The organism is Saccharothrix sp. NRRL B-16314, assembly GCF_000716595.1.
Taxonomy (GTDB): Bacteria; Actinomycetota; Actinomycetes; order Mycobacteriales; family Pseudonocardiaceae; genus Actinosynnema.
This window is the reverse complement of sequence record NZ_JNXC01000008.1, coordinates 179,083-203,773: the sequence shown is the minus strand read 5'-3', so window position 1 is coordinate 203,773 and position 24,691 is coordinate 179,083. Positions and strand designations below refer to the sequence as shown.

General features: G+C 71.5%; 18 protein-coding genes. 9 read left to right on the top strand and 9 right to left on the bottom strand.

Annotated features, from left to right (window positions below):
- Window positions 1-2 precede the first annotated feature (2 nt).
- The 9 genes from OQ02_RS15850 to OQ02_RS15810 all read left to right on the top strand — a co-directional run bounded on the left by OQ02_RS15850 (window position 3) and on the right by OQ02_RS15810 (window position 9,718).
- Complete coding sequence (locus tag OQ02_RS15850; RefSeq protein ID WP_033439156.1) at window positions 3-1,700, top strand: condensation domain-containing protein; 1,698 nt, start codon at window positions 3-5, stop codon at window positions 1,698-1,700.
- Complete coding sequence (locus OQ02_RS15845; RefSeq protein WP_331281536.1) at window positions 1,697-3,046, top strand: aminotransferase-like domain-containing protein; 1,350 nt, start codon at window positions 1,697-1,699, stop codon at window positions 3,044-3,046. The genes OQ02_RS15850 and OQ02_RS15845 overlap by 4 nt, the downstream gene beginning before the upstream one ends.
- A 107-nt stretch (window positions 3,047-3,153) precedes the next feature.
- The gene (locus tag OQ02_RS15840; RefSeq protein WP_051772400.1) at window positions 3,154-4,578 is read left to right on the top strand and encodes a class I adenylate-forming enzyme family protein; all 1,425 of its coding nucleotides are present in this window, start codon (window positions 3,154-3,156) and stop codon (window positions 4,576-4,578) included.
- Window positions 4,575-4,829, top strand: coding sequence for a hypothetical protein (locus OQ02_RS15835; protein ID WP_033439155.1), 255 nt, complete (start codon window positions 4,575-4,577; stop codon window positions 4,827-4,829). Before OQ02_RS15840 ends, OQ02_RS15835 begins: the two co-directional genes overlap by 4 nt.
- Window positions 4,810-5,898, top strand: coding sequence for a 4-hydroxyphenylpyruvate dioxygenase (gene hppD, locus OQ02_RS15830; protein ID WP_033439154.1), 1,089 nt, complete (start codon window positions 4,810-4,812; stop codon window positions 5,896-5,898). The genes OQ02_RS15835 and hppD overlap by 20 nt, the downstream gene beginning before the upstream one ends.
- A gap of 15 nt (window positions 5,899-5,913) precedes the next feature.
- Window positions 5,914-6,813 (top strand): phytanoyl-CoA dioxygenase family protein, encoded by a 900-nt coding sequence (locus OQ02_RS15825; protein WP_033439153.1) that lies wholly within the window; start codon window positions 5,914-5,916, stop codon window positions 6,811-6,813.
- Window positions 6,801-7,799, top strand: coding sequence for a thiamine pyrophosphate-dependent dehydrogenase E1 component subunit alpha (locus OQ02_RS15820; protein ID WP_231500051.1), 999 nt, complete (start codon window positions 6,801-6,803; stop codon window positions 7,797-7,799). The genes OQ02_RS15825 and OQ02_RS15820 overlap by 13 nt, the downstream gene beginning before the upstream one ends.
- Window positions 7,799-8,767 (top strand): alpha-ketoacid dehydrogenase subunit beta, encoded by a 969-nt coding sequence (locus OQ02_RS15815; RefSeq protein WP_033439152.1) that lies wholly within the window; start codon window positions 7,799-7,801, stop codon window positions 8,765-8,767. The genes OQ02_RS15820 and OQ02_RS15815 overlap by 1 nt, the downstream gene beginning before the upstream one ends.
- Window positions 8,768-8,782: 15 nt before the next feature.
- On the top strand, window positions 8,783-9,718 hold the full coding sequence (locus OQ02_RS15810) for an alpha/beta hydrolase (protein ID WP_051772364.1): 936 nt from the start codon (window positions 8,783-8,785) through the stop codon (window positions 9,716-9,718).
- An 87-nt stretch (window positions 9,719-9,805) separates the two neighbouring features.
- Here OQ02_RS15810 and OQ02_RS15805 read toward each other — a convergent pair whose 3' ends face one another.
- From OQ02_RS15805 to OQ02_RS15765, 9 genes are all read right to left on the bottom strand, one after another.
- Window positions 9,806-10,912: an alpha-hydroxy acid oxidase gene (locus OQ02_RS15805; RefSeq protein ID WP_033439151.1), complete on the bottom strand. Its 1,107-nt coding sequence runs from the start codon at window positions 10,910-10,912 to the stop codon at window positions 9,806-9,808.
- Window positions 10,905-12,692 (bottom strand): ABC transporter ATP-binding protein, encoded by a 1,788-nt coding sequence (locus tag OQ02_RS15800; RefSeq protein WP_033439150.1) that lies wholly within the window; start codon window positions 12,690-12,692, stop codon window positions 10,905-10,907. The genes OQ02_RS15805 and OQ02_RS15800 overlap by 8 nt, the downstream gene beginning before the upstream one ends.
- Window positions 12,689-14,662, bottom strand: a complete 1,974-nt coding sequence (locus OQ02_RS15795) for an ABC transporter ATP-binding protein (protein ID WP_063747073.1) — start codon at window positions 14,660-14,662, stop codon at window positions 12,689-12,691. Before OQ02_RS15795 ends, OQ02_RS15800 begins: the two co-directional genes overlap by 4 nt.
- Before the next feature lie 505 nt (window positions 14,663-15,167).
- Window positions 15,168-15,629 carry a hypothetical protein gene (locus OQ02_RS15790; protein WP_197043354.1) on the bottom strand — a complete coding sequence of 154 codons (462 nt, stop codon included), beginning with the start codon at window positions 15,627-15,629 and terminating at the stop codon, window positions 15,168-15,170.
- Window positions 15,626-18,094: a multicopper oxidase domain-containing protein gene (locus OQ02_RS15785; protein WP_051772362.1), complete on the bottom strand. Its 2,469-nt coding sequence runs from the start codon at window positions 18,092-18,094 to the stop codon at window positions 15,626-15,628. The genes OQ02_RS15790 and OQ02_RS15785 overlap by 4 nt, the downstream gene beginning before the upstream one ends.
- Window positions 18,091-18,780: a respiratory nitrate reductase subunit gamma gene (narI, locus tag OQ02_RS15780; protein ID WP_033439149.1), complete on the bottom strand. Its 690-nt coding sequence runs from the start codon at window positions 18,778-18,780 to the stop codon at window positions 18,091-18,093. Before narI ends, OQ02_RS15785 begins: the two co-directional genes overlap by 4 nt.
- Complete coding sequence (narJ, locus tag OQ02_RS15775) at window positions 18,777-19,406, bottom strand: nitrate reductase molybdenum cofactor assembly chaperone (RefSeq protein WP_081915675.1); 630 nt, start codon at window positions 19,404-19,406, stop codon at window positions 18,777-18,779. Before narJ ends, narI begins: the two co-directional genes overlap by 4 nt.
- Window positions 19,403-20,950, bottom strand: coding sequence for a nitrate reductase subunit beta (gene narH, locus OQ02_RS15770; protein WP_033439148.1), 1,548 nt, complete (start codon window positions 20,948-20,950; stop codon window positions 19,403-19,405). Before narH ends, narJ begins: the two co-directional genes overlap by 4 nt.
- Window positions 20,950-24,606, bottom strand: coding sequence for a nitrate reductase subunit alpha (locus tag OQ02_RS15765; RefSeq protein WP_051772361.1), 3,657 nt, complete (start codon window positions 24,604-24,606; stop codon window positions 20,950-20,952). The genes narH and OQ02_RS15765 overlap by 1 nt, the downstream gene beginning before the upstream one ends.
- Window positions 24,607-24,691: the final 85 nt, after the last annotated feature.

The following is a 24,691-nucleotide window of genomic DNA, read 5'->3' as shown; positions in this document are numbered from 1 at the left end:
TCGTGCGGTATCCGCTGTCGTTCGCACAGGCGTGGGCGCTGTCCCTGCCCGCGGCCTTGTCCCACGCGACCTGGCTGGACGGTCCGGTCGATCCCGTTGCGCTGCAACGGGCGATGGACGTCGTGGTCGCACGGAACTCGATTCTCCGGACGAATGTCACCGCCTCCAGGGAGCAGGTCGTCTCGGAGACGGGGCGTGTGGTGGTGGAGCACGTCGTGCTGCCCGGTGACGTGGAGCGGGCCGAGTCGATCGCCGCGGAGTTGGCCGAGCGGCCGTTCGACCTCTCGACCGAGCCGTTGGTGAGGGCCGCGGTGATCGAGGTCGGTGCGGACCGGTGGCTTTTCGTGCTGGTGGCGCACCGGGTCGTGGCCGATGGTCCCGCGCTGGCGATGCTGCTCGCCGAACTGTCCACTGTGTACTGCGACGGTTCATCGACGGTGCCTGGGTCGTGGATGGACTACGGTGATTACGCCGTGTGGCAACGTGAGCGGTTGTGCGGTGAGGAGTTGGCACGTCAGCTGGAGCACTGGCGCGAGGTGTTGCGCGATGCTCCCGGACCGTCGCGGCTCCCGTCCGGACACCGTGCCGCGTCGCTGACCGCGGTGGTCGACCCGGCTGCGGTCCGGCGACTGGCCGCCGTGGCGGAACAGGTCGGCGCCACCCTGTCTACGGCGTTCCTCGCCGGGTACGCGGTGGTGCTGTGCCGGTTCGCGGGCCAGGCCGATGTCGTGATCGGAGCCCCGGTGAGTGGTCGCATCCGGGTGGAGCTGGAGTCGATCGCGGGACCGTTCGCCGACGTGGTTCCGGTCCGGGTGTCCTTGACGGGCGAGCCGACCTTCGCCGACCTGCTCGTCCGGGTGCAGGGCGCTGCGGCACAAGCGTTGTCGCACAACGAGGTTCCGCTCACGGTGCTCGCCGGGGAACTGGGGGTAGACCTCGCCGGCGTGGCGCGGTTCACCTCTCCGGCGCCTGCCGCGCCCGCGCTGGACCTTCCCGGCGTGACCGTGCGGAGCCACGTCGTCCTGACGGGTGCCGCCGAAGCTGATGTCGACCTGCGTGCGGACGAGAGCGGCGCACTGACCTTGGAGCACCGCACCGACCCGAGGTTCGCAGACTGGTTGCTGTCGTCGGTGGTGGCGGTGCTGGAGCACGTGACCGCGGACGGCGCGGTGTCGGAGCTGCCGGTGCCGGTTCCCGAGGGCACGTGGTCCGCCGCGTCCGAACCGTTGCCGGCAGGACCGTTGCCGACCGGGCCGTCACCGAGCGGCGCGGTCCGGTCCGCCGCCGCAGGGCCCGTGGAGACCGGCGTGGACGCGAGTGCGGTGCCGTCGCGGGGTGAGATCGAGCAGGCCATGGCCAAGACCTGGGTCGACCTGCTCCCCGGGCTCGACCAGGTCGGCGTGCACGACAACCTGTTCGGCCTGGGCGGGGGATCGCTCACGGCGGTCCGGTTCGCCTCGCTCGTCGCCGACACCTACGGCGTCACCCTGGCCCTTCCGCGCATCTTCACCTCGCCGACCATCGCCGCGCTCGCGGAGTTCGTGTCGTCGGAGCTGGAATCCGCCCGGGAGGACCGGGTGGCTGAGGCCGATCGGGAGGCCCGGTTGGCGCAGTTGTCCGACGACGAGCTGGACGACCTGCTCAGCGCCGTCATGGCCACCCGTGAACGCCGCCGGACCACCGGTGGTGCGGGGAGGTGACCACGTCGCCGGCCACCTCCGAGGACATCGCCGACCTGGCCACCGGCACGTTGTTCGGCGCGCTGGAAGATCCGGCCCTGAACTCGATGAATTTCCTCAACGAGGTGGCGATCCACTATCCGGACGCGATACCGCTGGCCGCCGGTAGGCCGAGCGAGGAGTTCTTCGACCTGGAGGACGTGCACCGATATCTGCGCATCTTCTCCCGGCACCTCTCCCGGCACCTCACCGAGGAACAGGTGCGGCGCACCGTATTGCAGTACGGTCGGACCAAGGGGATCATCCACGAACTGATCGCGGAAAATCTCCGCCTGGACGAGGACATCACGGTCGACCCGGAATCGGTCGTGGTCACCGCCGGTTGCCAAGAAGCGATGTTCCTCGTGCTGCGCGCGCTGCGGGCCGACGAACGCGACGTGCTGCTCGCGGTGTCGCCGACGTACGTCGGGCTGACCGGCGCGGCGCGGTTGGTCGACCTGCCCGTGCGCCCGGTCCGGACCGGGGAGAACGGGATCGACCTGGAGGACCTGGTCGCGGTGATCCGCCGGGAACGCGCAGCCGGTCGCCGGCCGCGCGCCTGCTACGTCGTGCCCGACTTCGCCAACCCGTCGGGGCTCAGCCTGGACCTGTCGACCAGGCAGCGGCTGCTGGAGGTCGCGGCGGCCGAGGACGTCCTGCTGATCGAGGACAACCCGTACGGGCTGTTCCACGGCGACGCGGACCGGGTGCCGACGCTCAAGGCCTTGGACGCGGACCGCCGCGTCGTCTACCTGGGCTCGTTCGCCAAGTCGGTGCTGCCCGGCGCACGCGTCGGCTACCTGGTCGCCGACCAGCGGGTATCCGGCGCCGACGGCACGATCGGCCTGTTCGCCGACCAGCTGTCGAAGATCAAGAGCATGCTCACGGTGAACACGTCGCCGATCGCGCAGGCCGTCGTCGGCGGCAAGCTGCTGGCGCACGGCTGCCGCCTCGCCGGCGCGACCGACCGCGAGCGGAAGCTCTACGACCGGAACCTGCGGCACCTCGTGACCGGGCTGGCGGACCGCTTCCCACCCGGATCGGACGTCACGTGGACCGCGCCGACCGGCGGGTTCTTCGTCGTGGTCACCGTCCCGTTCGTGGCGGACGACCTGCTCCTGGAACGGTCGGCGCGCGATTTCGGTGTGTTGTGGACACCAATGGGTCATTTCTACGACGACACTTCGGGAATCCGTGCGCTGCGCCTTTCGTGCAGCGTCGTCCCGGTCGAGCAGATCGACCGCGGCCTCGATCGGCTGGCCGCACTGGTGAATGACGTGCGTTCGCTCGGCGAAGATGATGATCCATCGCGGCCGATTGGCCGATAGTGCGTCGGGTGAACCGTGACGTACGATTCTTCACATTCGGACCGTGATTTCCCCGAAACTTCTGCGAAACTTTTCGAAGAGCTGTGCGGGACCAGGCGGGAGACCTGATGACGAAAGGCCTGGCGTCGCCCGGATTCGAACTCGTGACGAGTCCGGAATGGGTGGACGAGATTCTGCTCCGGGGCGCGGACGACGATGTCTGCCTGTATTCGGGCGGACCGGTCGACCGGTCCGCGCTGCGCCGGATGGTCGCCGACCGGCAGGAACGCCTGACGGGGGCGGGACTGCGCGCGGGCGGGTCGCTCGCGCTGCGCCTGCCGCCGTCGGTGGCGTACGTGGCGAACCTGCTCGCCGGGTGGCGCATCGGCGCCCAGGTCAGCCTCCTCGACCACCGCCTGACCGCGTTCGAGGTCGACGCCGCGCTCGGCCGGCTCGCACCGCAGGTGGTGGTCGAACCGGGACGGATCACCAGCTCGCCGCTCAGCGCGTTCGCGGAGGTCGAGGAGACCGTCACGGCCCGTGCCGGCCGTCCCGCGGCGACACCGCACGCGGTGATCCAGTTCAGCTCCGGCTCCACCGGGCCGTCCAAGGTGATCGGCCGCACGGCCGCCGACCTGATCGCCGAGGTCGAGCGGTACACCCGGATCGACGGCGTGCCGCTGCCGGGCGAGCGGATCGTCGTGCTGGCCTCGATGGTGCACGTCCTGGGGCTCGTCGGCGCGCTGCTCTACGGCCTGCACGCGGGCGTGCAGATCAGGCCGCCCGAACGGCTCACCGGCGACAGCGTGCTGGACGCGGTGGCCGCCGAAGCCACCCCGGCGACGGTGCTGGGCGTGCCGTTCCACATCGGCCTGCTCACGTCCGTTGTGGACCCTCCGTCCCTGCCGCAACTCAAGCGCATGACCACCGGTGGCGAAGCGGTGCCCGCCGCGACCGCGACCGCCTTCACCGACAAGTACGGCGTGCCGCTGGGCAACATGTGGGGGATGACCGAGGTCGGCGTGATCGCGACCGACCTGTTCGGCGAGCACCGACCCGCGCTCACCCCAGCGCCGGGCCTCGCGGTGGTGGAGCGCGACGGCGAGCTGCTGGTGAGCCTGCCGCGGTCGCCCTACGTCGGCCTGTCCGATCCGGAGCGGTGGGCGGACGGCTGGCTGCGCACCCGCGACGCGGGCACCGTCGACCCGGACACCGGCCTCGTGACGGTCAAGGGGCGCCTCGACTCGCAGGTGTCGGTCGGCGGCCTGAAGGTCGACCTGACCGAGGTGGAGGCGACGCTGGCCGAACTGCCCGGGGTGATCGCGGCCGTCGTGCTGCACGACGACGTGATCACGGCCTACGCGCAGCTCGACGCCCCGGCCACGGCGGCGACCGTCCAGGCGGGACTGGCCGAACGGCTCGCCGCCTACAAGAGACCACGGCGGGTGCACGTGCTCGACGCGATGCCGCGCACCACGACGGGAAAGCTGGTGCGCGACCGCTCGGTGCTCCGCGAGGTCGCGGGTGCGGCCGGGAACGGAGTGCCGCGGTGAGCCAGGACGACACCCCCGACCGGGACGACGTCCTGGCGATGCTCGCCAGCCTCGACGGCAGACCGGCGGACGACGTCCCCGAGCTGATCGAGTCGATGGAGCTGGCGTGGCTCGTGCACCAGGTGGAACAGCGCTACGGCGTGCGCATGGAACTCGACAGCGGCCAGTACGGCCGCATGACCACCGTCTCGGGAGCCGCTGACGTGCTCCGGGAAGTGATCGGGATGCCTGATGAACACGTCCGGGATTGACCACATCGAGCTGTACGTGGGTGACGCGAGGCAGGCGGCGTTCTACCTCTGCACCGCGTTCGGGTTCAAGGTCTGCGGCCAGGGCGGCCCCGAGACCGGGCTGGAGGACCAGCGCTCGCTGCTGCTGCGGCAGGGCGACATCCAGGTCGTGCTGACCACCGGTCTGGTGCCGGGCCACCCGGCGACCGAGTACGTGCGCCGGCACGGCGACGGCGTGGCGGTCATCGGGATCGGCGTGGACGACGTCGGAGCCGCCTACCGCGGCCTCACCGAGCGCGGCGCCGAATCGGTGTCGCCGCCACGCGAGTACGCGACCGAAGGGCCGGGCGGGCAGGACCAGCGGGTGATCGTGGCCGAGGTGTCCGGCTTCTCCGACGTGACGCACCGGCTGGTCGAGCGGCACGGCTCGCGGCGCGCGTTCCTGCCCGGTGCGATCGAGGTGACCGACCCCGAACCGGACACGGACGACAAGGTGCTGCGCGCGATCGACCACATCGCGATCTGCGTGCCCGCGGGCGGCCTCACCCCGACCGCCCGGTACTACGTGGACGTGTTCGGCTTCACCCAGATCTTCGAGGAGTACGTCGAGGTCGGCGGCCAGGGCATGGACTCCAAGGTGGTGCAGAGCTCGTCCGGGCAGGTCACCTTCACGTTGATCGAGCCCGACCCGCAGCGCCGGCCCGGCCAGATCGACAACTTCCTGACCTGGCACGCGGGCGCGGGCGTGCAGCACGTCGCGTTCGGCACCGACGACATCGTCAAGGCGGTGGGCACGCTCGGCGACAAGGGCGTGCGGTTCCTCGGCACGCCGAGCACCTACTACGACACGCTCGAAGAGCGGGTGGGCCACCTGGACGCGCCGCTGGACGAGCTGCGCGAGCTCGGCGTGCTGGTCGACCGGGACCACTGGGGCCAGTTGCTCCAGATCTTCACCGAGTCGATGCACGTGCGCCGGACGTTGTTCCTGGAGATCATCGAGCGGCGGGGCGCGCTGACCTTCGGCAGCGGGAACATCAAGGCGCTGTACGAGGCGAAGCGGGGCGAACTGTCCGGCACTACTGCCGGCTGAAGGGGAGAGACCACGGTGCACGAGTTCACGCTGACCGAGCAGGAGCGCGCCCTGCTCCCGACCGACGACGAGGTCCGGTTCTACGCCGAGCACGGCTGGTACCTGTCGAAGAAGGTCTTCTCCGACGACGAGGTGGACGAGCTGGCCGCCGCCGTCGACCGGTACTACTCGGGTGAGCGGAGCCGCCGGCTGCCGACCCGACCTCCGCGGTTGGCCTACTGGACGCCCGAGAACGGCGACGTGCAGCGGCACAACGACTACGTGCACTACGAGAGCGACCCGATCGCCAAGGCGCTGCTCAAGCCGCTGCTCGGCGCGGTGGCCGCACGCCTGGCGCAGGCCGACGAGATCCGGGTGTTCCAGTCGACCCTGATCTACAAGCCGCCGATCGCCGCCGAGCCGTCCAACGTCGTGCCCTGGCACTTCGACAAGCACTACTGGCTGTCGTCCTCGTCGGACCGGATGCTCACCGCCTTCATCCCGTTCCACGACTGCGACGAGGAACTGGGCACGATCACCATGGTCGACGGCAGCCACCGCTGGGAGGAGGTCGGCTCGGACGACAGCGCGAACAAGCACTTCGCCGAGCGGGACGCGAACCACCTGGAGGACCTGCTCTCGGTCAACGCCGCGCACAACGGCACCCGGGTGACCAAGATCCCGATGAACATCCCCAAGGGGCACATGAGCTTCCACCACTGCCGCACCTACCACGGCAGCGGACCCAACCACGCGTCCCGGCCGCGTCAGGCGATCTCGCTGCACCTCCAGGACGGCGACAACGCCTATCGCGAGTACCCCCTGTCCGACGGCAGCCTCGCCCTCTACAACCACGACTCCCTCGTGCGCCGCACCCCGGACGGCCGGCCCGACTACGCCGACCCGGAGTTCTGCCCTCCGGTGTGGCGGGCCTGACCGCGGTGCGGCCGGCACCGGACACCGACATCGGCCTGTACCGGACGGTGCGGCTGATCCGCCGGTTCGAGGAGCGGGCGGTCGAGCTCGTCCGCTCCGGCGACATCGTCGGCGGCATCCACCCGTACACCGGCCAGGAAGCCGTCGCGGCCGGGGTGTGCGCGGCGCTGCGCGGGGACGACATGATCACCAGCACCCACCGCGGGCACGGGCACGTGCTCGCGAAGGGCGCCGACCCCGCCAGGGTGCTCGCCGAGCTGACCGGCCGCGCCACCGGGCTCAACCGGGGGCGCGGCGGGTCCATGCACGCCGCGGACTTCGGGTTGGGCATCCTCGGCGCGAACGCGATCGTCGGCGCGAACGGCGCCATCACCGCCGGCGCGGCCTGGGCCGCCATGCAGGAGGGCCGCGACCAGGTCGCGGTGAGCTTCTTCGGTGACGGCGCGGTCAACCAGGGCGTGCTGCTGGAGGCCATGAACCTCGCCGCCCTGTGGCGGCTGCCGGTGCTGTTCGTCTGCGAGAACAACGGTTACGCCACCACCCTGACCGTGGCCGACGCGGTTGCCGGCACGATCACCGGACGGGGCGCGGCGTTCGGGATGCCCTCGGTGGCGGTGGACGGGATGGACCCGCGGACGGTGCTGGGCGTGGCACGTGAGGCGGTGGACCGCGCTCGTGCGGGCGGCGGGCCGTCGTTGGTCGAGTGCCTGACCTACCGGTTCGACGCGCACCACACGTGGGAGCACAAGGCCCGGGTGCGCTACCGCGACGACGAAGAGGTCCACAGTGGACGCCAGAGGGACCCGGTGGTGATCCAGGGTGCGAGGTTGACCGCGGCGGAACGGGAACTGGTCGACGCCGAAGTCGAGTCCACTGTGGACGCGGCGGTCGCGTTCGCGCTGGAGAGCCCGCACCCCGACCCGGTCGGCGCGCTCGACCACCTGTACGCCACCGGGATGCGGGCGCGTCCGGGCGGTGGTGGGTGATGCCGTGGTTGTCCTACCAGAAGGCGCTCAACCGGGCGCTCGGTGACGAGATGGCGCGCGACCCGGCGGTGTTCGTGCTGGGAGAGGACGTCCGCGTCGCGGTCTCGAACGTGACCGCGGGCCTGCTCAAGCGGTTCGGACCGGACCGGGTGCTGGACACGCCGCTGTCGGAGCAGGCGTTCACCGGCTTCGCCACCGGAGCCGCGTTGCTCGGTCGCCGCCCGGTGATCGAGTTCCAGATCCCGGCCCTGCTGTACCTGGCGTTCGAGCAGATCGTCAACCAGGCGCACAAGTTCTCGCTCATGACCGGCGGCCAGGCCCGCGTGCCGGTGACCTACCTTGTGCCCGGCTCCGGGTCGAAGACCGGGTGGGCCGGGCAGCACTCCGACCACCCGTACGCCCTGTTCGCCCACGCGGGGGTGAAGACGGTCGTGCCGGCCACCCCCGAGGACGCCTACGGCCTGCTGGTCACCGCCATCCGGGACGACGACCCGGTGGTGGTGTTCGCGCCGGCGGCGGCGCTCGGGGTGCGGGTGGACGTCGACTTCGACGCGCTGGCCCCGGTGCCGCTCGGCGTCGGCCGGGTGCACCGGCACGGCGAGGACGTCACGGTCGTCGCGGTCGGGCACCTCGTGCACGACGCGCTCGCGGTCGCCGAGGAACTGGCCGGTGAGGTGTCGGTCGAGGTGTTCGACCCGCGCACCGCGTACCCCTTCGACTGGGACGGGCTGGCCGCGTCGGTGGCCCGGACCGGCCGGCTGGTGGTGGTCGACGACTCCAACCGCATGTGCGGCCTCGCGGCCGAGGTCCTCGCCACCGCGGCCGAGCGGTTCGACCTGCTCGCCCCGCCGGTCCGGGTGACCAGGCCGGACGGTGCCGTGGTGCCGTTCGCCCTCGCGTTGGACCACGCCGTGCAGCCCGATCGCATGCAGTTGACGGCCGCGATCCAGAAGGTGTTGAAACACTGACCACGGGAGGTCCGCATGTCACTGGACCCGCAGGTGCGGTCGACGTCCGAGAGCGTCCGGCCGCTGTACACGCTCTCGGTCGAGGAAGCCCGGGAGGCCGACCTCGCGGCGATCCGTGCGGCGGCGGGCCGGGGGGAGCCGGTGCGCCACGTCACCGACCGCCACCTGCCCGGACCGGACGGCGACCTGCCGATCCGGATCTACCGGCCGGTGGACACGGCCGAGCCCATGCCCACGCTGGTCTACTTCTTCGGCGGGGGTTGGGCGCTCGGGAGCATCGAGACGTCCGACGAGATCTGCCGCGCGCTGGCCAACGCGGTGCCGTGCCAGGTGATCACCGTCGAATACCGCCTGGCGCCCGAGCACAAGTTCCCCGCCGCCGTGAACGACTGCCGTGCGGCCGTGTCCTGGATCGCGGCGAACGCCGCCACCCTCGGCGTCGACCCCGGCCGCCTCGCCGTGGCCGGTGACAGCGCCGGCGGCAACCTGGCGGCCGTGACCGCCCTCGGCACCCGGGGCGACCTCGCGCTCGCCGCGCAAGTGCTGGTCTACCCCAACACCGACCACCGCGGCGGAACGGAGTCCATGCGGATCAACGACGACCCCGCCGCGTTCAACCGCCGGTCCGTCGCCTGGTACTGGAGCCACTACCTGGCGAGCCCGGACGACGGCCGCAACCCCCTGGTCTCGCCGCTGCTGGCCGAGGACCTCACCGGGCTGCCGCCGGCACTCGTGATCACGGCCGAGCACGACCCGCTGCGTGACGAGGGGGAGCAGTACGCCGAACGCCTGCGGGAGGCCGGCGTGCCCGTGGTCGCCACGCGCTACGACGGTGTGGCGCACGGCTTCTTCGCCATGTCGGGTGTCGTGGACGCGGCCCGTGACGCCAGGGCCGAGGTAGCCACCTTCCTCCGCCACCACTTCCGTGAGTCCTACGTTCAGAACCCGTGAGTCCTACGTTCACGCCCCCCGAGTTCAACGCTCGCGGCGAACGGTGTTAGGCGCGAGCGTTGAACTCGGGGGTTCCGAACGTAGGACTCACGGGGCTCGAACGTAGGACTCACGGGGCTGGAACGTAGGACTCACGGTGGTGGTCAGGTGGTGGGCTGAGGGAACGTCCGGGCAGCCCGCCAGGCGCAGTGCCGTCTCGAACTCGGCCCGCAGCACGTCCAGCACCGCCGCCACACCCCGCTCACCACCCGCCGCGAGCCCCCACAGCACGGGCCTGCCGACGAGAACCGCCGTGGCACCGAGCGCCAACGCCCGCAAGACGTCCACCCCGCTGCGAACCCCGCTGTCCAGCAGCACCGGGCACCGCCCACCCACCGCGGCGACGACCTCCGGCAGCGCGACCGCACTCGGCACCGCACCGTCCAGCTGTCGCCCACCGTGGTTGGACACGACCACGCCCCGCACCCCGAGGTCGACGGCCCGCGCCGCGTCCCGCGCGTCGAGCACCCCCTTGACCACCAGCGGCAGGCTCGTGTGCGCGCGGATCCACTCCAGGTCACGCCAGCTCAACGACGGGTCGAACACCGCGCTGGTGTGCCGGGCGATCACCGAGTCACCCTCCACCCGGTCGCCCACCTCGCCGTCGGTGTTCACCGGCTTCACCCACGACGGCAGTGCGAATCCGTTGCGCATGTCCCGCAGCCGCCGCCCGAGCACCGGCACGTCGACCGTCAGCACCACCGCGCGGCACCCCGCCTCCTCGGCACGGCGCAGCAGCTTCACCATCACCTCGCGGTCGCGCAGCCAGTACAGCTGGAACCACGTCGTGCCGCCCGCCGCGGCCACGTCCTCGATCGGGTCGGAGCTGAGCGTGCTCACGACGTACGGCACACCGGCCGCCGCCGCGGCAGCCGCGACCGCACGCTCGCCACCGTCGTGGATCAGCCGCTGGTAGGCCATGGGAGCCACGGCCAGCGGCAGCGTCGACGTGACACCGAACAGCTCGCAGCCCGTGTCGCACGCCGAGACGTCCACCAGCGTCCGCGGCACCACCGCGACCCGGTCCAGCGCGGCCCGGTTTGCGGCGAGCGTGACCTCCTCACCGCTGCCGCCGGCGATGTAGTCCCACACGTCCGGCGCCGACCGCTCGGCGGCCAACCGCTCGACGTCGGCCGTCGACCACACGTCACGCATAAGCCGCCGCCTGCATCGAGTACAGCTCGGCGTACAAACCGTTCGCGGCCATGAGCTCGTCGTGCGAACCGTGTTCCTCCACCCGTCCGCCGGCCACCACCACGATGAGGTCGGCCATGCGCACGGTGGAGAACCGGTGCGAGACGAGCAACGTGATGGCACCGGTCCGCCGGCCGACCTCGCGCGCGCCGGCCGCGTACCGCTCGAACAACCGGTGTTCGGCCTGCGCGTCGAGCGCCGAGGTCGGTTCGTCGAGGATGAGCAGCAACGGCTCGCGGCGCATCATGGCCCGGCCCAGCGCGAGCTTCTGCCACTGCCCGCCGGACAGTTCCGCGCCGTCGGCGTAGGTCTTGCCGAGCCGGGTTTCGACACCGTCTTCAAGGCGGTCCAGGACGTCCTCGGCGTGTGCGCGGCGCAGGGCGTCGTGCACGGCGTCGGCCGATTCGATCTCGGACAGTTCGCCGACACCGACGTTCTCGCGGACGAGCAGCTCGAACCGGGAGAAGTCCTGGAACCCGCTGGCGATGCGGGCACGCCACCGGTCCACGGGGAAGCGGGTGAAGTCCGTGCCGTCCAACGAGACCGTGCCGGTGGTGACGGGGTAGAACCGGCACAGCAGCTTGATCAGGGTGGTCTTCCCGGCGCCGTTCTCACCGACGAACGCGACTGTGCTGCCCGCGGGCAGGGTGAGGTCGACGTCGGCGATGACCGGCCGGTCGGTGCCCGGGTAGGTGAAGGACACGCCGCGCAGCTCGATGCCGTCCCGGATGTGCCGGGGCACGTCCCGGTCGGGCGGCGGCGGCGCCTGGCTCGCCACCAGCGCGCGGACCCAGCGCACGTTGGCCATGACCCGACCGGTGCGCTGCATCTCCTGCAACGTGGCCACGGACGACGTCACCTGCTGGTTCACCTGTGACGCCAACGTCAGCACGAGCAGGACGTCGCCCACGCCGCGGCGGCCGGCCACCGCGTCACGCAGCACCAGCAGGGTGCCCAGCACGTAGGCCACGGCGAAGAACAGCTCCCCGCCGGTGCGCAGCAGCACGGCCCGGCGCTCACCGCGCCACAGCTCCGCCGACGCGTCGTCCCAGGCCCGGCGCTGGCGCGAGCGCAGCTCCGACGCCAGCCCGCCGACGCGGAGCTCCTTGGCCGACGCCACGTTCGCCACGAGCCCGAAGAGGTGCTTGGCGTGCCGGGCGGGCAGTGCCGAGCGCTCGCGCGCGCCGTTGACGATCGACTCGGCCCGCCGCCCGAGCAGCACCGGCGGCACGGCCGCGAGCGGCAGCAGCAACAGCAGCGGGTTGAGCCGCGCCAGCAGGACCGCGGTGAGGGAGATCGCCACCAGCAGGCCGAGGCTGTTCAGCAGGCCCTCCATCGAACCCCACCCGGCCCGGTGCAGCTCGTTGCGCAGCACCTGGATCTTGTCGGCGTACTCGGGCCGCTCGTGGTGCTCCAGACCCGCGGAGCCGTTGGTCATCTCGATCAGCTCGCGCTCCAGGCGCGGCACCGCTCGGTCGCCGAGCTCGAAGTAGAAGATGTGGGCGAAGTGCCCGGCGGTCAGCGCGGCGACCACCGCGAACACGACCAGCACCGCCGCCACGGACGCACCCCGGACGTCACCCGCCAGCGCCGAGTCGGCCAACGCGGCCAGGGCGGGCGCGGCCAGCGGCATCGCCGACGCCTGGGCGATCATGAGCACGACGGCGAGCACCAACCGGTACCGGCTCTCCTGCCAGGCGATGAGGAACAACTCCCAGCCACCGCGGACGACCTCGATCACCGGCTGACCCCCTCCACCACAGCGTCGTCGTCCTCGACCTCGGTGTCCTCGACGTCGTCGGCGTCCAGCCCGCGGGCGAATCGCCTCGCCTGCAAGGCGAACAGGCGCGCGTAGTGGCCGCCCGCCGCGATCAGCTCGTCGTGCGAACCCCGCTCCACCACGCGCCCGCCGTCCACCACCACGATGTGGTCGGCCCGCCGCACGCTGGAGAACCGGTGCGAGATGAGCAGCGAGGTCACCCCGCGCGTCAGCTCGACGAACCGGTCGAAGAACGCCACCTCGGCGCGCACGTCCAGAGACGCGGTCGGTTCGTCCAGCACCAGCACCGTCGCACCCGCCTCCAACGCGTAGAGCGCGCGGGCGATGGCGATCCGCTGCCACTGCCCGCCGGACAGGTCCGTCCCGCCCGGGTAGGCGCGCGACAGCGGCGTGTCCAGGCCGTCGGGCAGGGCGAGCAGCGCGTCGGCGATCCCGGCCCGTTCCGCGGCGCGCAGCACCACGGCCCGGTCCACCGGCACGTGCGCCGCGCCCAGCGCGATGTTCTCCGCCGCGGTCAACTCGTAGCGCACGAAGTCCTGGAAGATCACCCCGACCTGGCGGCGCCACCGCACCGGGTCGAACTCCGCGATGTCGACGCCGTCCGCGCGCACCGCACCCGACGTCGGCTCGTACAGCCGCGCGAGCAGCTTCACCAGGGTGGTCTTGCCCGTGCCGTTGACCCCGACCACCGCCGTGCAGCGCCCGGCGGGCAGTTCCAGTTCGATGCCGTCGAGCACGGTGCGGTCCGAACCGGGGTAGTGGAAGCCGACGCGGTCGAAGGTGAGCGACGTGGCGGGCGTGCCCGCGGGCACCTCGACCCGACCGGGCCGCGGCTGTCCTTCGTCCAGCTCGGCGAGCCGCTCGCGCAACTGCTGCAGCGCGGTCAGCGACAGCATCGCGAACTGCGTGCTGGTGTCCGACTCGGCGTAGTGGCCGCCGAGCGACATCGCCATCGCGACCGCCTGCACCCCGAGCGCCAACGCGGTCAGGCTCACCCGACCGGTCGCGGCGAGCTGGGCGGCGTGCACCATCGCGGCGCCGGACAGCAGCAGGCCGATCAACGTCAGCAGCAGGTACGGGGTCAGGTAGACGCGGCGGCGCGCCCGTTCGAAGGTGTTGCGCACGGTCTCCCACACGGCCGCGTAGCGATCCGCGAGCCAGGCGGTGAGGCCGAACATCCGGATCTCCTTCGCCGCCGCGTCGGTCATCGTGAGTTCGTTCAGGTAGCCGATCTCGCGCATCCTGCCGATGAGGCCGCGTCCCACCCGCGAGTACTTGCGCAGCCCGCCGCGCTGGCCGTAGCGGAACGCCGCCACCGCCGCGCCGACCCCGAGCGCCGAGGGCCACCCGATCGTCAGCCCGATGGCCACCACCAGGGCCACCAGGCGGGTGTAGCGGGCGACCAGCGCGACCATGCCGAAGCACGCCTGCCCCGGTGTGCCCCAGTCGCGGTCGAAGGCGCGCACGGCCTCGTTCAGCTCGTCCAGCGTGCGCTGGTCCTCCAGCGGCCCGATGCCGACCGGTTGCAGCATCAACGCCATCGCGTCGTCCCTCAGCGCGCTGTCCACCTGTCGCCGCAACTGCTGGCCCAAGGCGTTGTTCACGGGGGTGAGGATCTGCGTGAGCAGGAACGCGGCAGCGGCGAGCAGGAAGATCGAGGTCAGCCGGTCCCAGGCCGCGCTGCCGACGCCGCCGTCGACCGCGGCGGGCACCTCGCCGATCACCATGCTCGTCGAGACCACGAAGGCCACCGGCAGCAGGCCGAGCACGAGGTTGAGCACGACCAGGAACACGACCAGGCCCACACCGCCGGCGGGCAGCAACTTCGCGATCCGCAGCCGCGGGCGCACCGCCTCGTCCACCCAGTTCGCCCACGTGGCCTGCAATCCGGCCGTCGCGGACCCCACCGCAGGAGGTGTTCCGGTCGTCATGGCGCTCCCGCGAGTCCTTCGGTGGTGCGGTTCGTCGACGAACCGCTCGTCGAATCGGCCGCAGGCGCATTGCCGCAGTTTTCGTGCCGTCGAATGGACGCCAAGGCATCAAAGCACAGGGTGTGAGCGCTCTCAAGAAGGTTATTTCGTGAATCCGCACGATCTTCTCGGGCACTTCGCCGCACGTTGCTCCGGTCGGTCCAGCGCTTGACCCGCGCCGGGGTACCCTCATTCGCCTTGCTGCGCAAATGGCGCACGGGTCTGTGCGAAACGGTCGTCGACGGCGGTGTCGGCGTTGCGGGCATCCGGAGCAACCCGAAAACCGGGAACACGGGTCGTCCGCATCGGGGCAGCCGCCTTTCCGGTGGGACTGAATTCCGGCAGACGGACGATTCCGGATCGCTCTCACTCCGATATGCGGGGCGAGGAACCACGCGGCACGGCGTTCGCGCCCGGGGCGAACACCGTGCCGTGCTCGTACGACAAGCCGCTGGGACCTGTCGCGTCAACCTCGGTGCCCGCCTTCCACCATGCCCGTCGCGAGCAGGACGACGCCCAGCGAGCCGACGAGCGCCGCCGCGGACGCGGTACGCGCCCGCCCGGGTCGGCCCTTCGCCTGAGCGGTCCCGTGCACCGCTGCCGCGGCCATGACGAAGGCGAACAGCAGTAGCTTGACCGCCAGGACTCGGCCGTACCCCGGGCGGGTCAGGGACTCCCACGTGACGCCGTGCCGCACGGCCAGCAGCACGCCGGTGGTGATCTGGCTGGGCAGGAACCCGACCGCGGTGATGAGCGCGAACCGTTTGCCCACCGCTTTGAGCACCTCACCGCGATGCTCCAAGGCGAGCAGCCGGCGCACCGGGGGCAGCACCACGACGCTGACGGTGAGCTGGCCGCCCACCCAGACCACGGCGCCGAGCACGTGCACGAACCGCACGACGGTCCAGAGGTCGAGCACGTCGATCACCCGGCCACGTCGACGTAGCCGTGCGCGCCGTTCTCGGCGTGCCGCATGTCGTGGTCGACGAAGGGGTAGCGCCCGGTTTCCGGGAACGCCAACTCCACGTAGCCGCCCTGGGAGGGTGCGAGGTCCAGCGCTTGGGCGCCGGTCGTGGGCCACCGCGCGCCCTCGCGGTAGACGGTGTCGAACTGGCCGCCGACGACGTGGAAGGCGATGTTGTCGCCAGGCCCCGCGTTGACCAGCCAGATCCTGACCCTCCGGCCGACGGTGGTGGTCAGCGGCGCGTGGTCGTACTGCGCGGCCGCGCCGTTGAACACCCACCCGTCCGGGGTGCCCGCGCGGATCTTGGCCACCTGCGCGTCGCTGCCGGGTTCGCCCAGGTACAGCTGCGAGCCGACGAGCAGGAACTCGTCGTCCACCGGTGGCAGGTCTGGCGGGTCGATCACGACCGCGCCGTACATGCCGTTGGCGATGTGCTGGGACATCGGCATGGTGCCGCAGTGGTACAACCACGCGCCGGGCCGGTGCGCGGTGAACGAGTACACCAGCCGTTCGCCGGGCTCGATGGTGCGCATCGGGCCGTCGGGGGCGAGGGCTCCGGCGTGGAAGTCGATGCTGTGGCCGATCGTGCCGTCGTTGACCAGGGTGACCTCGAACCGGTCACCGACCTTGCCGCGCAGCACCGGACCGGGCGCCGTGCCGCCGAAGGTCCACATGCGCTGCTTCTGCCCCGGAGCGACCTCCACCTCCTGTTCCGCGACGCGCAACTCGATGCGGTGCGTCGTGGCCGCGGGCGCGGGTGCGAGCAGTGCGTCGCGGGCCGCCCAGTCGGGGGAGGGCCGCCCGGCGAGGTCCAGCCCGCCGTCGGTGGCCGTGCTGTCGTCGGTTCCGTGTGCGTGTCCGCCGGTGGTGCGGATGGTGATCGTCATCCCGGCCGCCCGGTGGCCCGCGACCGTGCACCAGCCTTTGACCTCGTCTCGTACGACCCCCACGTCGAGGGTGGCGGTCTCGCCCTGGCGCAGCATCTTGGTCCGGGGTCCGGCGTCCACGCGGAGGTCGTGCCGGACGTCCTCCCGATTGGTCACGCGCAGCACCAGGTGGGTGCCGGGCGCGACCTCGACCACGGCGGGGCGCACGTCCATCCCGTCCAGTTCGACGTCGACGGTGCGGATCTGGGCGGACGTGGTCGGCTCGCTGTGGCCACCGGTGGCCACACCGGCGGCGAGCACCACCACGGCGACGCCGAGGACGAGCCCGCCGAGCTGGTGACCGTCGACCGGCCGCCACTCGCCCCGGAGTGCGACGGGTGCGGCGACCGCGAGCGCCAGGACCACGAACCCGCCGAATGCCACCGCCGCCAACGTCCACCCGACGGTGGGCAGCAGCACGACCAGCGGCACGGCGGCGTTGGCCGCGACCAGCCGCGACCGCCACCACTGGCCCAGCACGGCGGCGATGTCCTTGTGCTCGGACGGGCCGCGACCGAGCACGACCGGCAGCAGCCACGTCAGCGCCCCGACCAGCACCTGTGCGGCGAACCCGACGACCAGCACCGGCAGCACCGGTTCCAGCGCCGCGGCCGGACCCACCACGAGCTGCCGCCCGGCGTCCACCACGACGCCGGCCGCCAACCAGGCCGTGCCGGCGGTCAGCATCGCCGCCGCCGGCCCGCGGGGCAGGCGGCGGCGCAACGCGTCGACCAGCGGCGCCATCGCCAGCCCGACACCCGCCGCGTACACCAGCAGGCCGGCGACGGCTGCGGGCGACCAGCCGACCGCCACGCCGGTGACCGCGACGACGAGCCCGGCTGCCAGCAGCCACAGCGACCGCCGGGCGAGTCGGGCCGTGCGCTCGGACATCCGGGTGCCCAACGTGGTGGGCAGCAGCGTGAACAGCGTGCCGAGCACGGACAACCCCACCCAGCCCAGCAGCGTGACGTGGACGTGCGCCGCCAGCGCGCGTTCATGCCAACCGGCGCCCAGGGCCAAGGCCGCGCCGAACACCGCGCCGATCGCCAGGGCGGCGCCGGCGGCGGCGTAGAAGTCGATCAGGTAGCGGAACCGGGGGACCATCGCGGTCCGCCGCCAGCGCAGCAGGTGCCAGGTGTGCACGGTGGCGATCACCGCCAGACCCGCGCCGCCGACGGCCGTCAGCGCGGTCAGGTCCGTTACGACGCCGACCAGCACGGCGGTCACCAGCACGCTGATCGCGGTGAGGCCGATCGCGAGCTTGCGGTCGGAGGGCCCTTGCACGCGGCACAGGGTGACCACGAAGTGCTCGGACCAGATCACGATCGCCGTGGTGACCGAGCCGAGCAGGAAAGCGTGCAGTGGCAGCCACTCCGGCAACCCCCACCGGTCGGCGCCCGCGGCCAGGGCGACCGCCGCGGCGAGCCAGCCGAGCACGAGGACGTTGCCCCACACGAAGACCGGTGCGCGGCGGCGCCGGGTGAGCGTGATGCCCTCGATCATCGCGGCCTGCCCGGGGTCGCGCGGCGGCGGTAGACGACGTAGGGCCGCCACAGGTACGCGATCGGCGCCGACCAGACGTGCACCAGGCGGGTGAACGGCCAGATCGCGAAGAGCGCGAAGGCGCTGAGGGCGTGGAGCTGGAACACCAGCGGCACGTCGGCCATCAGCACCGGGTCGGGCTGAAGCCGGAACAGGCCGCGGAACCACACCGAGATCGTCTCCCGGTAGTCGTAGCCGGCGCCGATCAGGTTCTCGCCGACGGTGGCCGTCACGCCCAGCGCGATCACGACCGTGAGCACGGCGAACAGCAGCTTGTCGGTGGGGGTGGTGGTGCGCCGGACCCGACCGTTGACGAACCGGCGGGCCAGCAGCAGCCCGAGCCCGACGACGAGCATGACCGCCGCGGCGGTGCCCGCGCCGACCGAGACCGCGTGGTACAGCCCCTCGGAAACCCCGATCACCTCGGTCCAGGACTTCGGCACGAGCAGGCCGAGGGCGTGCCCGGCGATGGCGGCGAACACGCCGAGGTGGAACAGCGGCGAGCCCCAGCGCAGCCAGCGGTGCTCCAACAGCTGCGTGGTGCGGGTGGTCCAGCCGAACTGGTCGACCCGCCACCGCCAGGCGTGGCCGACTGCGAAGACGGTGAGTGCGGCGTAGGGGAGCACCACCCAGAGCAGGGTGTTCACGCTCGGATCTCCGTTCCGGTCAGGTAGTCCGGCGGGGCGAACGGTGCCAGCCCGACTTCTTCGTCGGGTGGGCCGTCGGCGGCCAAGGCCAGCACCGCCGCGCGGTCGGCCTCCGAGAGCTCGCCCATCAGTGTGGTCAGGGCGCCGAGCAGGAGGGCGTACGGAGAGCCCGCGTCGTGCAGTCCGGCGCGAATCAACTCCAGGCCTGTCCGGTGCTGCCGCAGCGGCGCTTCGCCGGCGCCGGGGCCGAGCAGCGCGGCGAACTCGCACACCACCGGCAGGTAGTCGGGCAGTTCGTCCTCGGGCGGGGCGAGCCCGGCCGCCCGGTAGCGCTGCTTGAGCACCAGCATGGCCATCCCGCGGCGACGGGTGTCGCCGTGCAGGTAGTAGGTCAGGTAGAGGCTGGTGCGGCGGCGCAGGTCGAACGTCTCCACGTAGTGCTGCGCCAGTTCGAACGGCGGCTGTTCCCCGTACCAGTCGAGGAAGTCGAGCAGTGCGGCCCGTGTCGCGTCGGCGGGCAGGTTCCGCGCCGTCGCGGTGAACTCGTCGCGCCCCGCCGACAACGCCTCGTCCGGGTACTGCAACAGCAGCGCGATCAGCGCGAGCGCTTCCTGTCGCGCGTTCACCGCCGCGCCTCTTTCGCGTCGGCCACGTGCAGCGGCAGCCGGATGCGGTTGTCGGTGGGCAGCACGTGGAAGTCCTCGCCGCCCATGCCGGGCCCTCCTTCGACGTCCAGGCTGCACCCGGCGCCCTGCGCGGCGAGCGCGGCGGCGTCCTCCCGGTGCGCGGCGGGGATGACGTAGCGCTCGTCGTACTTGGCGATCGCCAGCAGCCGGTACATGGCCTCCATCTGGGCTGCGGACATGCCGGTCGCGGCGAGGAGGTCGTCGGCGACCGTCCCGTCCACCGTCCGGGCGCGCATGTAGCCGCGCATCGACGCGAGCTTCATCAGCACGCCGGCGACGACCTCCGTGTCACCCGCGGTGAACAGGCTCGCCAGGTACTCGATCGGGATGCGCAGGTCGCGGATGGCGTGGAACACGTCGTCCGGGTCGTTGGCGTCGCCTTCCGACGTGGACACCGCGTCGAGCACCGGCGACAGCGGCGGGATGTACCAGACCATCGGCGCGGTCCGGTACTCCGGGTGCAGTGGCAGCGCGATCCGGTATTCGGAGATGAGCTTGTGCACGGGGGAGCGCCGGGCCGCCTCCAGCCAGTCGGCCGGGACGCCGTCCTCCAGCGCCGCAGCCGCCACCGCCGGGTCGTGCGGGTCCAGGAACACCGCGCGCTGGGCTTCCAGCAGATCGGCCGGATCGGGCACGCTCACCGCGGCGGTCACCGCGTCGGCGTCGTAGAGCACGAGGCCGATGTACCGCAGACGCCCCACGCACGTCTCCGCGCACACCGTGGGCTGGCCGGCCTCGATGCGGGGGAAGCAGAACGTGCACTTCTCGGCCTTGCCGGTGACGTGGTTGGCGTACACCTTCTTGTACGGGCACGCCGACACGCACATCCGCCAGCCGCGGCACCGGTCCTGGTCGACGAGGACGATGCCGTCCTCCTCGCGCTTGTACATCGCGCCCGACGGGCACGCCGACACGCATGCCGGGTTGAGGCAGTGCTCGCAGATCCGCGGCAGGTGGAACATGAACGTGCGCTCGTACTCGAACTTGACCTTCTCCGTCATCGCGGCCAGGTTCGGGTCGCCGGGAGCGTGCTCGGCCGCGCCACCGAGGTCGTCCTCCCAGTTAGCGCCCCAGGTGATGGCGGTGTCCTCGCCGGTGAGCGCCGACTTGGGCCGGATCACCGGTGTGTGCTCGCTCGCGGGCGCGTTGAGCAGCGTGTCGTAGTCGTAGGTGATGGGCTCGTAGTAGTCGTCCAGCGACGGCAGGTCCGGGTTGGCGAACAGGCTCAGCAGTCGCCGCACCCGACCTCCGCCGCGCAGCTTGAGCTTGCCGCGCCGGTCGAGCACCCAGCCGCCGCGCCACCGCTCCTGGTCCTCGTACCGCTTGGGGTAGCCGATGCCGGGTTTGGTCTCGACGTTGTTGAACCAGACGTACTCGGTGCCCTCCCGGTTGGTCCAGGTCTGCTTGCAGGTCACCGAACAGGTGTGGCAGCCGATGCACTTGTCGAGGTTCATCACCATTGCCACCTGCGCCATCACGCGCATCAGTACTCCACCTCCTGCGTGCGGCGGCGGATCGTGGTGACCTCGTCGCGCTGGTTGCCAGTGGGCCCGTAGTAGTTGAACGCGTAGGTGAACTGGGCGTACCCGCCGACCAGGTGGGTCGGCTTGAGCAGCAGCCTGGTCAGGGAGTTGTGCACACCGCCGCGCCGGCCGCTCAACTCGGTGCGCGGCACGTTCACGTTGCGGTCCTTGGCGTGGTACATGAACACCGTGCCCTCGGGCATCCGGTGCGAGACCACCGCGCGCGCCGTGACGACGCCGTTGCGGTTGTACGCCTCGACCCAGTCGTTGTCCGCCACGCCGATCTTCGCCGCGTCCACGGTGGACATCCAGATGTCCGGCCCGCCGCGCGACAGCGCCAGCATGTACGCGTTGTCCTGGTACTCGGAGTGGATGGACCACTTCGAGTGCGGGGTCAGGTAGCGCACCGTGACCTCGGCGCGGCCGTCCTCGCCCAGCTCCGGTGAGCCGAAGTGCCTGCCCATGTTCAGCGGCGGCCGGTAGACCGGCAGCTGCTCGCCCAGTTCGATGAGCCAGTCGTGGTCGACGAAGAAGTGCTGCCGCCCGGTGAGCGTGTGCCACGGCTTGGACCGCTCGACGTTGATCACGAACGCCGAGTAGCGCCGTCCGCCGGTCTCGCTGCCCGACCACTCCGGGGAGGTGATCACCGCCTGCGGGCCTTTCTTGGTGTCCTCGAACGAGATCCGCTTGCCCTCGTGCTCCTCGGCGAGGTCGGCGAGCGCGGTCCCCGTGCGCTTCTCCAACGAGCGGAAGCCCTGCACGGCCAGCCGGCCGTTCGTGGTACCGGACAGCGAGAGGATGGCCTCGCACATGTGCTCCGCCGTGTCCAGCGAGGGGCGGTCGTGACCGCGCACGCCGTTCTTGCGGCGAAGGTGCTCGATCTCCTCGTCGGGCCGGTAGGTGACCCCCTTGGTGGTCAGCCCGAGCGAGTCCAGCAGCGGGCCGACCGAGCGCATCTTCTCGCCCGTCGCCGGGTAGTCGCGCTCGATCGCGACCAGCTTCGGCATGGTGCGCCCCGGCGTCGGCTCGCACTCACCGGCCCGCCAGTCGCGCACCCGGCCGCCGGGTTGCGCCAGCTCGTCGGCCGTGTCGTGCGCCAGCGGCACGGCCAGCACGTCCGTGCGCTTGCCCAGGTGCTCCTTCGCCAGCTCGGCGAACCGATCGGCCAGGCCGAGGAACGCGTCGTAGTCCGACCGCGCCTCCCACGGTGGTGGGATGGCCGGGTTGAACGCGTGCACGAACGGGTGCATGTCCGTGGTCGACAGGTCGTGCTTCTCGTACCACGTCGCGGCGGGCAGCACGACGTCGGCGAACAACGCCGTCGACGTCATCCGGAAGTCGATCGTCGTGAGCAGGTCCAGCTTGCCCTCGGGAGCATCGTCGTGCCAGGTCACGTCAACGGGTCGGAGGTCGGCCGGGCTCTCCTCGCTGCGCGCCTCCGCGTCGGTGCCGAGCAGGTGGCGCAGGAAGTACTCGTTGCCCTTGCCCGACGAGCCGAGCAGGTTGGCCCGCCACACGGTGAGCGCGCGGGGGAAGTTGGCCGGGTCGTCCGGGTCTTCGGCCGCGAAGCGCAGCCGGTCGGCTCGCAGTTCCTCGACCACGTGCTCGGCGACCGTCCGGCCCCGCGCCGCCGCCTCGTCGGCGAGGTCGAGCGGGTTGCGGTTGAACGTCGGGTGCGACGGCAACCACCCCAGCCGCGCGGCCTGGGCGTTGCAGTCGGCGAAGGACCTGCCCGCCAGCAGACCTCGGCCGAGCGGGCTGGCCAGCTCGTCGGCGCGGAAGCCCTCGTAGCGCCACTGGTCGGTGGCCAGGTACCAGAACGCGGTACCGGCCATGTGCCTGGTCGGCCGCTGCCAGTCGAAGGCGAACGCCAGGTGCTGCATGCCGGTGACGGGCCTGGCCTTCTCCTGCCCGACGTAGTGCGCCCAGCCGCCGCCGTTGCGGCCCTGGCACCCGGTGAGCAGCACCAGCGACAGGAACGCGCGGTAGATGGTGTCGGAGTGGAACCAGTGGTTCGTGCCCGCGCCCATGGCGATCATCGACCGCCCTTCGGTGCGCTCGGCGTTGCGGGCGAACTCGCGGGCGATGCGGGCGGTGGTCGCCGCCGGCACCGAGGTGATCTCCTCGGCCCAGCCGGGGGTGCACGGTGACGTGGTGTCGTCGTAGGACTCCGGCCACACACCGGGCAAGCCGGGGCGTCCGACCCCGTACTGCGCCATGACCAGGTCGAAAACCGTGGTCACGAGCACGCCGCCGACGGTCGTCGTCGGCACGCCCCGGCGGATCGAGCCACCGCCCTCGGTCTCGCCGACGTCGAAGCGCGGCAGGTCGACCGCCACCCGGTCGCCGTCGCGGTCCAGGAGCGTGAGCACGGGCGCCACGTCACCGAGGTCGAGGTTCCACCGGCCCTCACCGGCATCACCCCAGCGGTGGCCCAGCGACCCGCCGGGCACGACGGGCTCACCGGTCGCCTCGTCGAGCAGCACCGTCTTGAACTCGGCGTTCTCCTCGGTCGAGCCGAGGTCGGCGGCGGTGAGGAACTTCCCGGGCACGTGCGCGCCGTCCCGTTCCTCCAGCCGGACCAGGAACGGCAGGTCGGTGTAGCGCTTGGTGTAGTCGGCGAAGTACGGCGTCTCCCGGTCGACGAAGAACTCGCGCAGGACCACGTGGCCCATCGCCATCGCCAGCGCGCCGTCCGTACCGGGGTGCGGGGCGAGCCAGTCGTCGGCGAACTTCACGTTGTCGGCGTAATCGGGGCTGACCGCGACGACCTTCGTGCCCTTGTACCTGGCCTCGGTGAGGAAGTGTGCGTCCGGGGTGCGGGTCACCGGGATGTTGGAGCCCCACATGACCAGGTAGCTGGAGTTCCACCAGTCCGCCGATTCCGGGACGTCGGTCTGGTCGCCCCACACCTGCGGCGAGGCGATCGGCAGGTCGGCGTACCAGTCGTAGAACGACAACAGCGTGCCGCCGATCAGCGAGTGGTAGCGGGTGCCCGCCGCGAACGAGGCCATCGACATCGCGGGGATGGGGGAGAACCCGACCACGCGGTCGGGGCCGTAGGTCTTCGTGGTGTGCACGTGCGCGGCGGCGACCAGCTCGGTGACCTCGTCCCAGGTAGACCGGACGAAACCGCCTTTGCCCCTCGCCCTCTTGTACACCTTCGACCGCGCCGGGTCGCCGGTGATCTCGGCCCACGCGAGCACGGGATCGCCGAGCCTCGTGCGCGCTTCCCTCCACATCCGCAGCAGCGCGCCCCGCACGTACGGGTAGCGCACTCGCGATGGTGAGTAGGTGTACCAGGAGAACGACGCGCCCCTGGGGCAGCCGCGCGGCTCGTACTCCGGCGAGTCGGGCCCGATCGACGGGTAGTCGGTGGCCTGGTGCTCCCAGGTGATCAAACCGTCCTTGACGAACACCTGCCACGAGCACGACCCGGTGCAGTTCACGCCGTGCGTAGACCGCACCACCTTGTCGTGCGACCAGCGGTCCCGGTAGAACCGCTCCCACTCGCCGCGGTCGATCTGATGCAGAGTCCGTCCGTCCGCCGACACCGAGCCGCGGTTGAAGTAACTCCGACCGCGCTGCACCGACCGGGCCGCCCCACTGGATTCCATGCGTGCGAGTCCACTACGCCGCCCACCCGGGCGGCAGGGACGAAAGTCCCGGGCGGACCGGACGTTGAACCCTGCTCCAGGACGC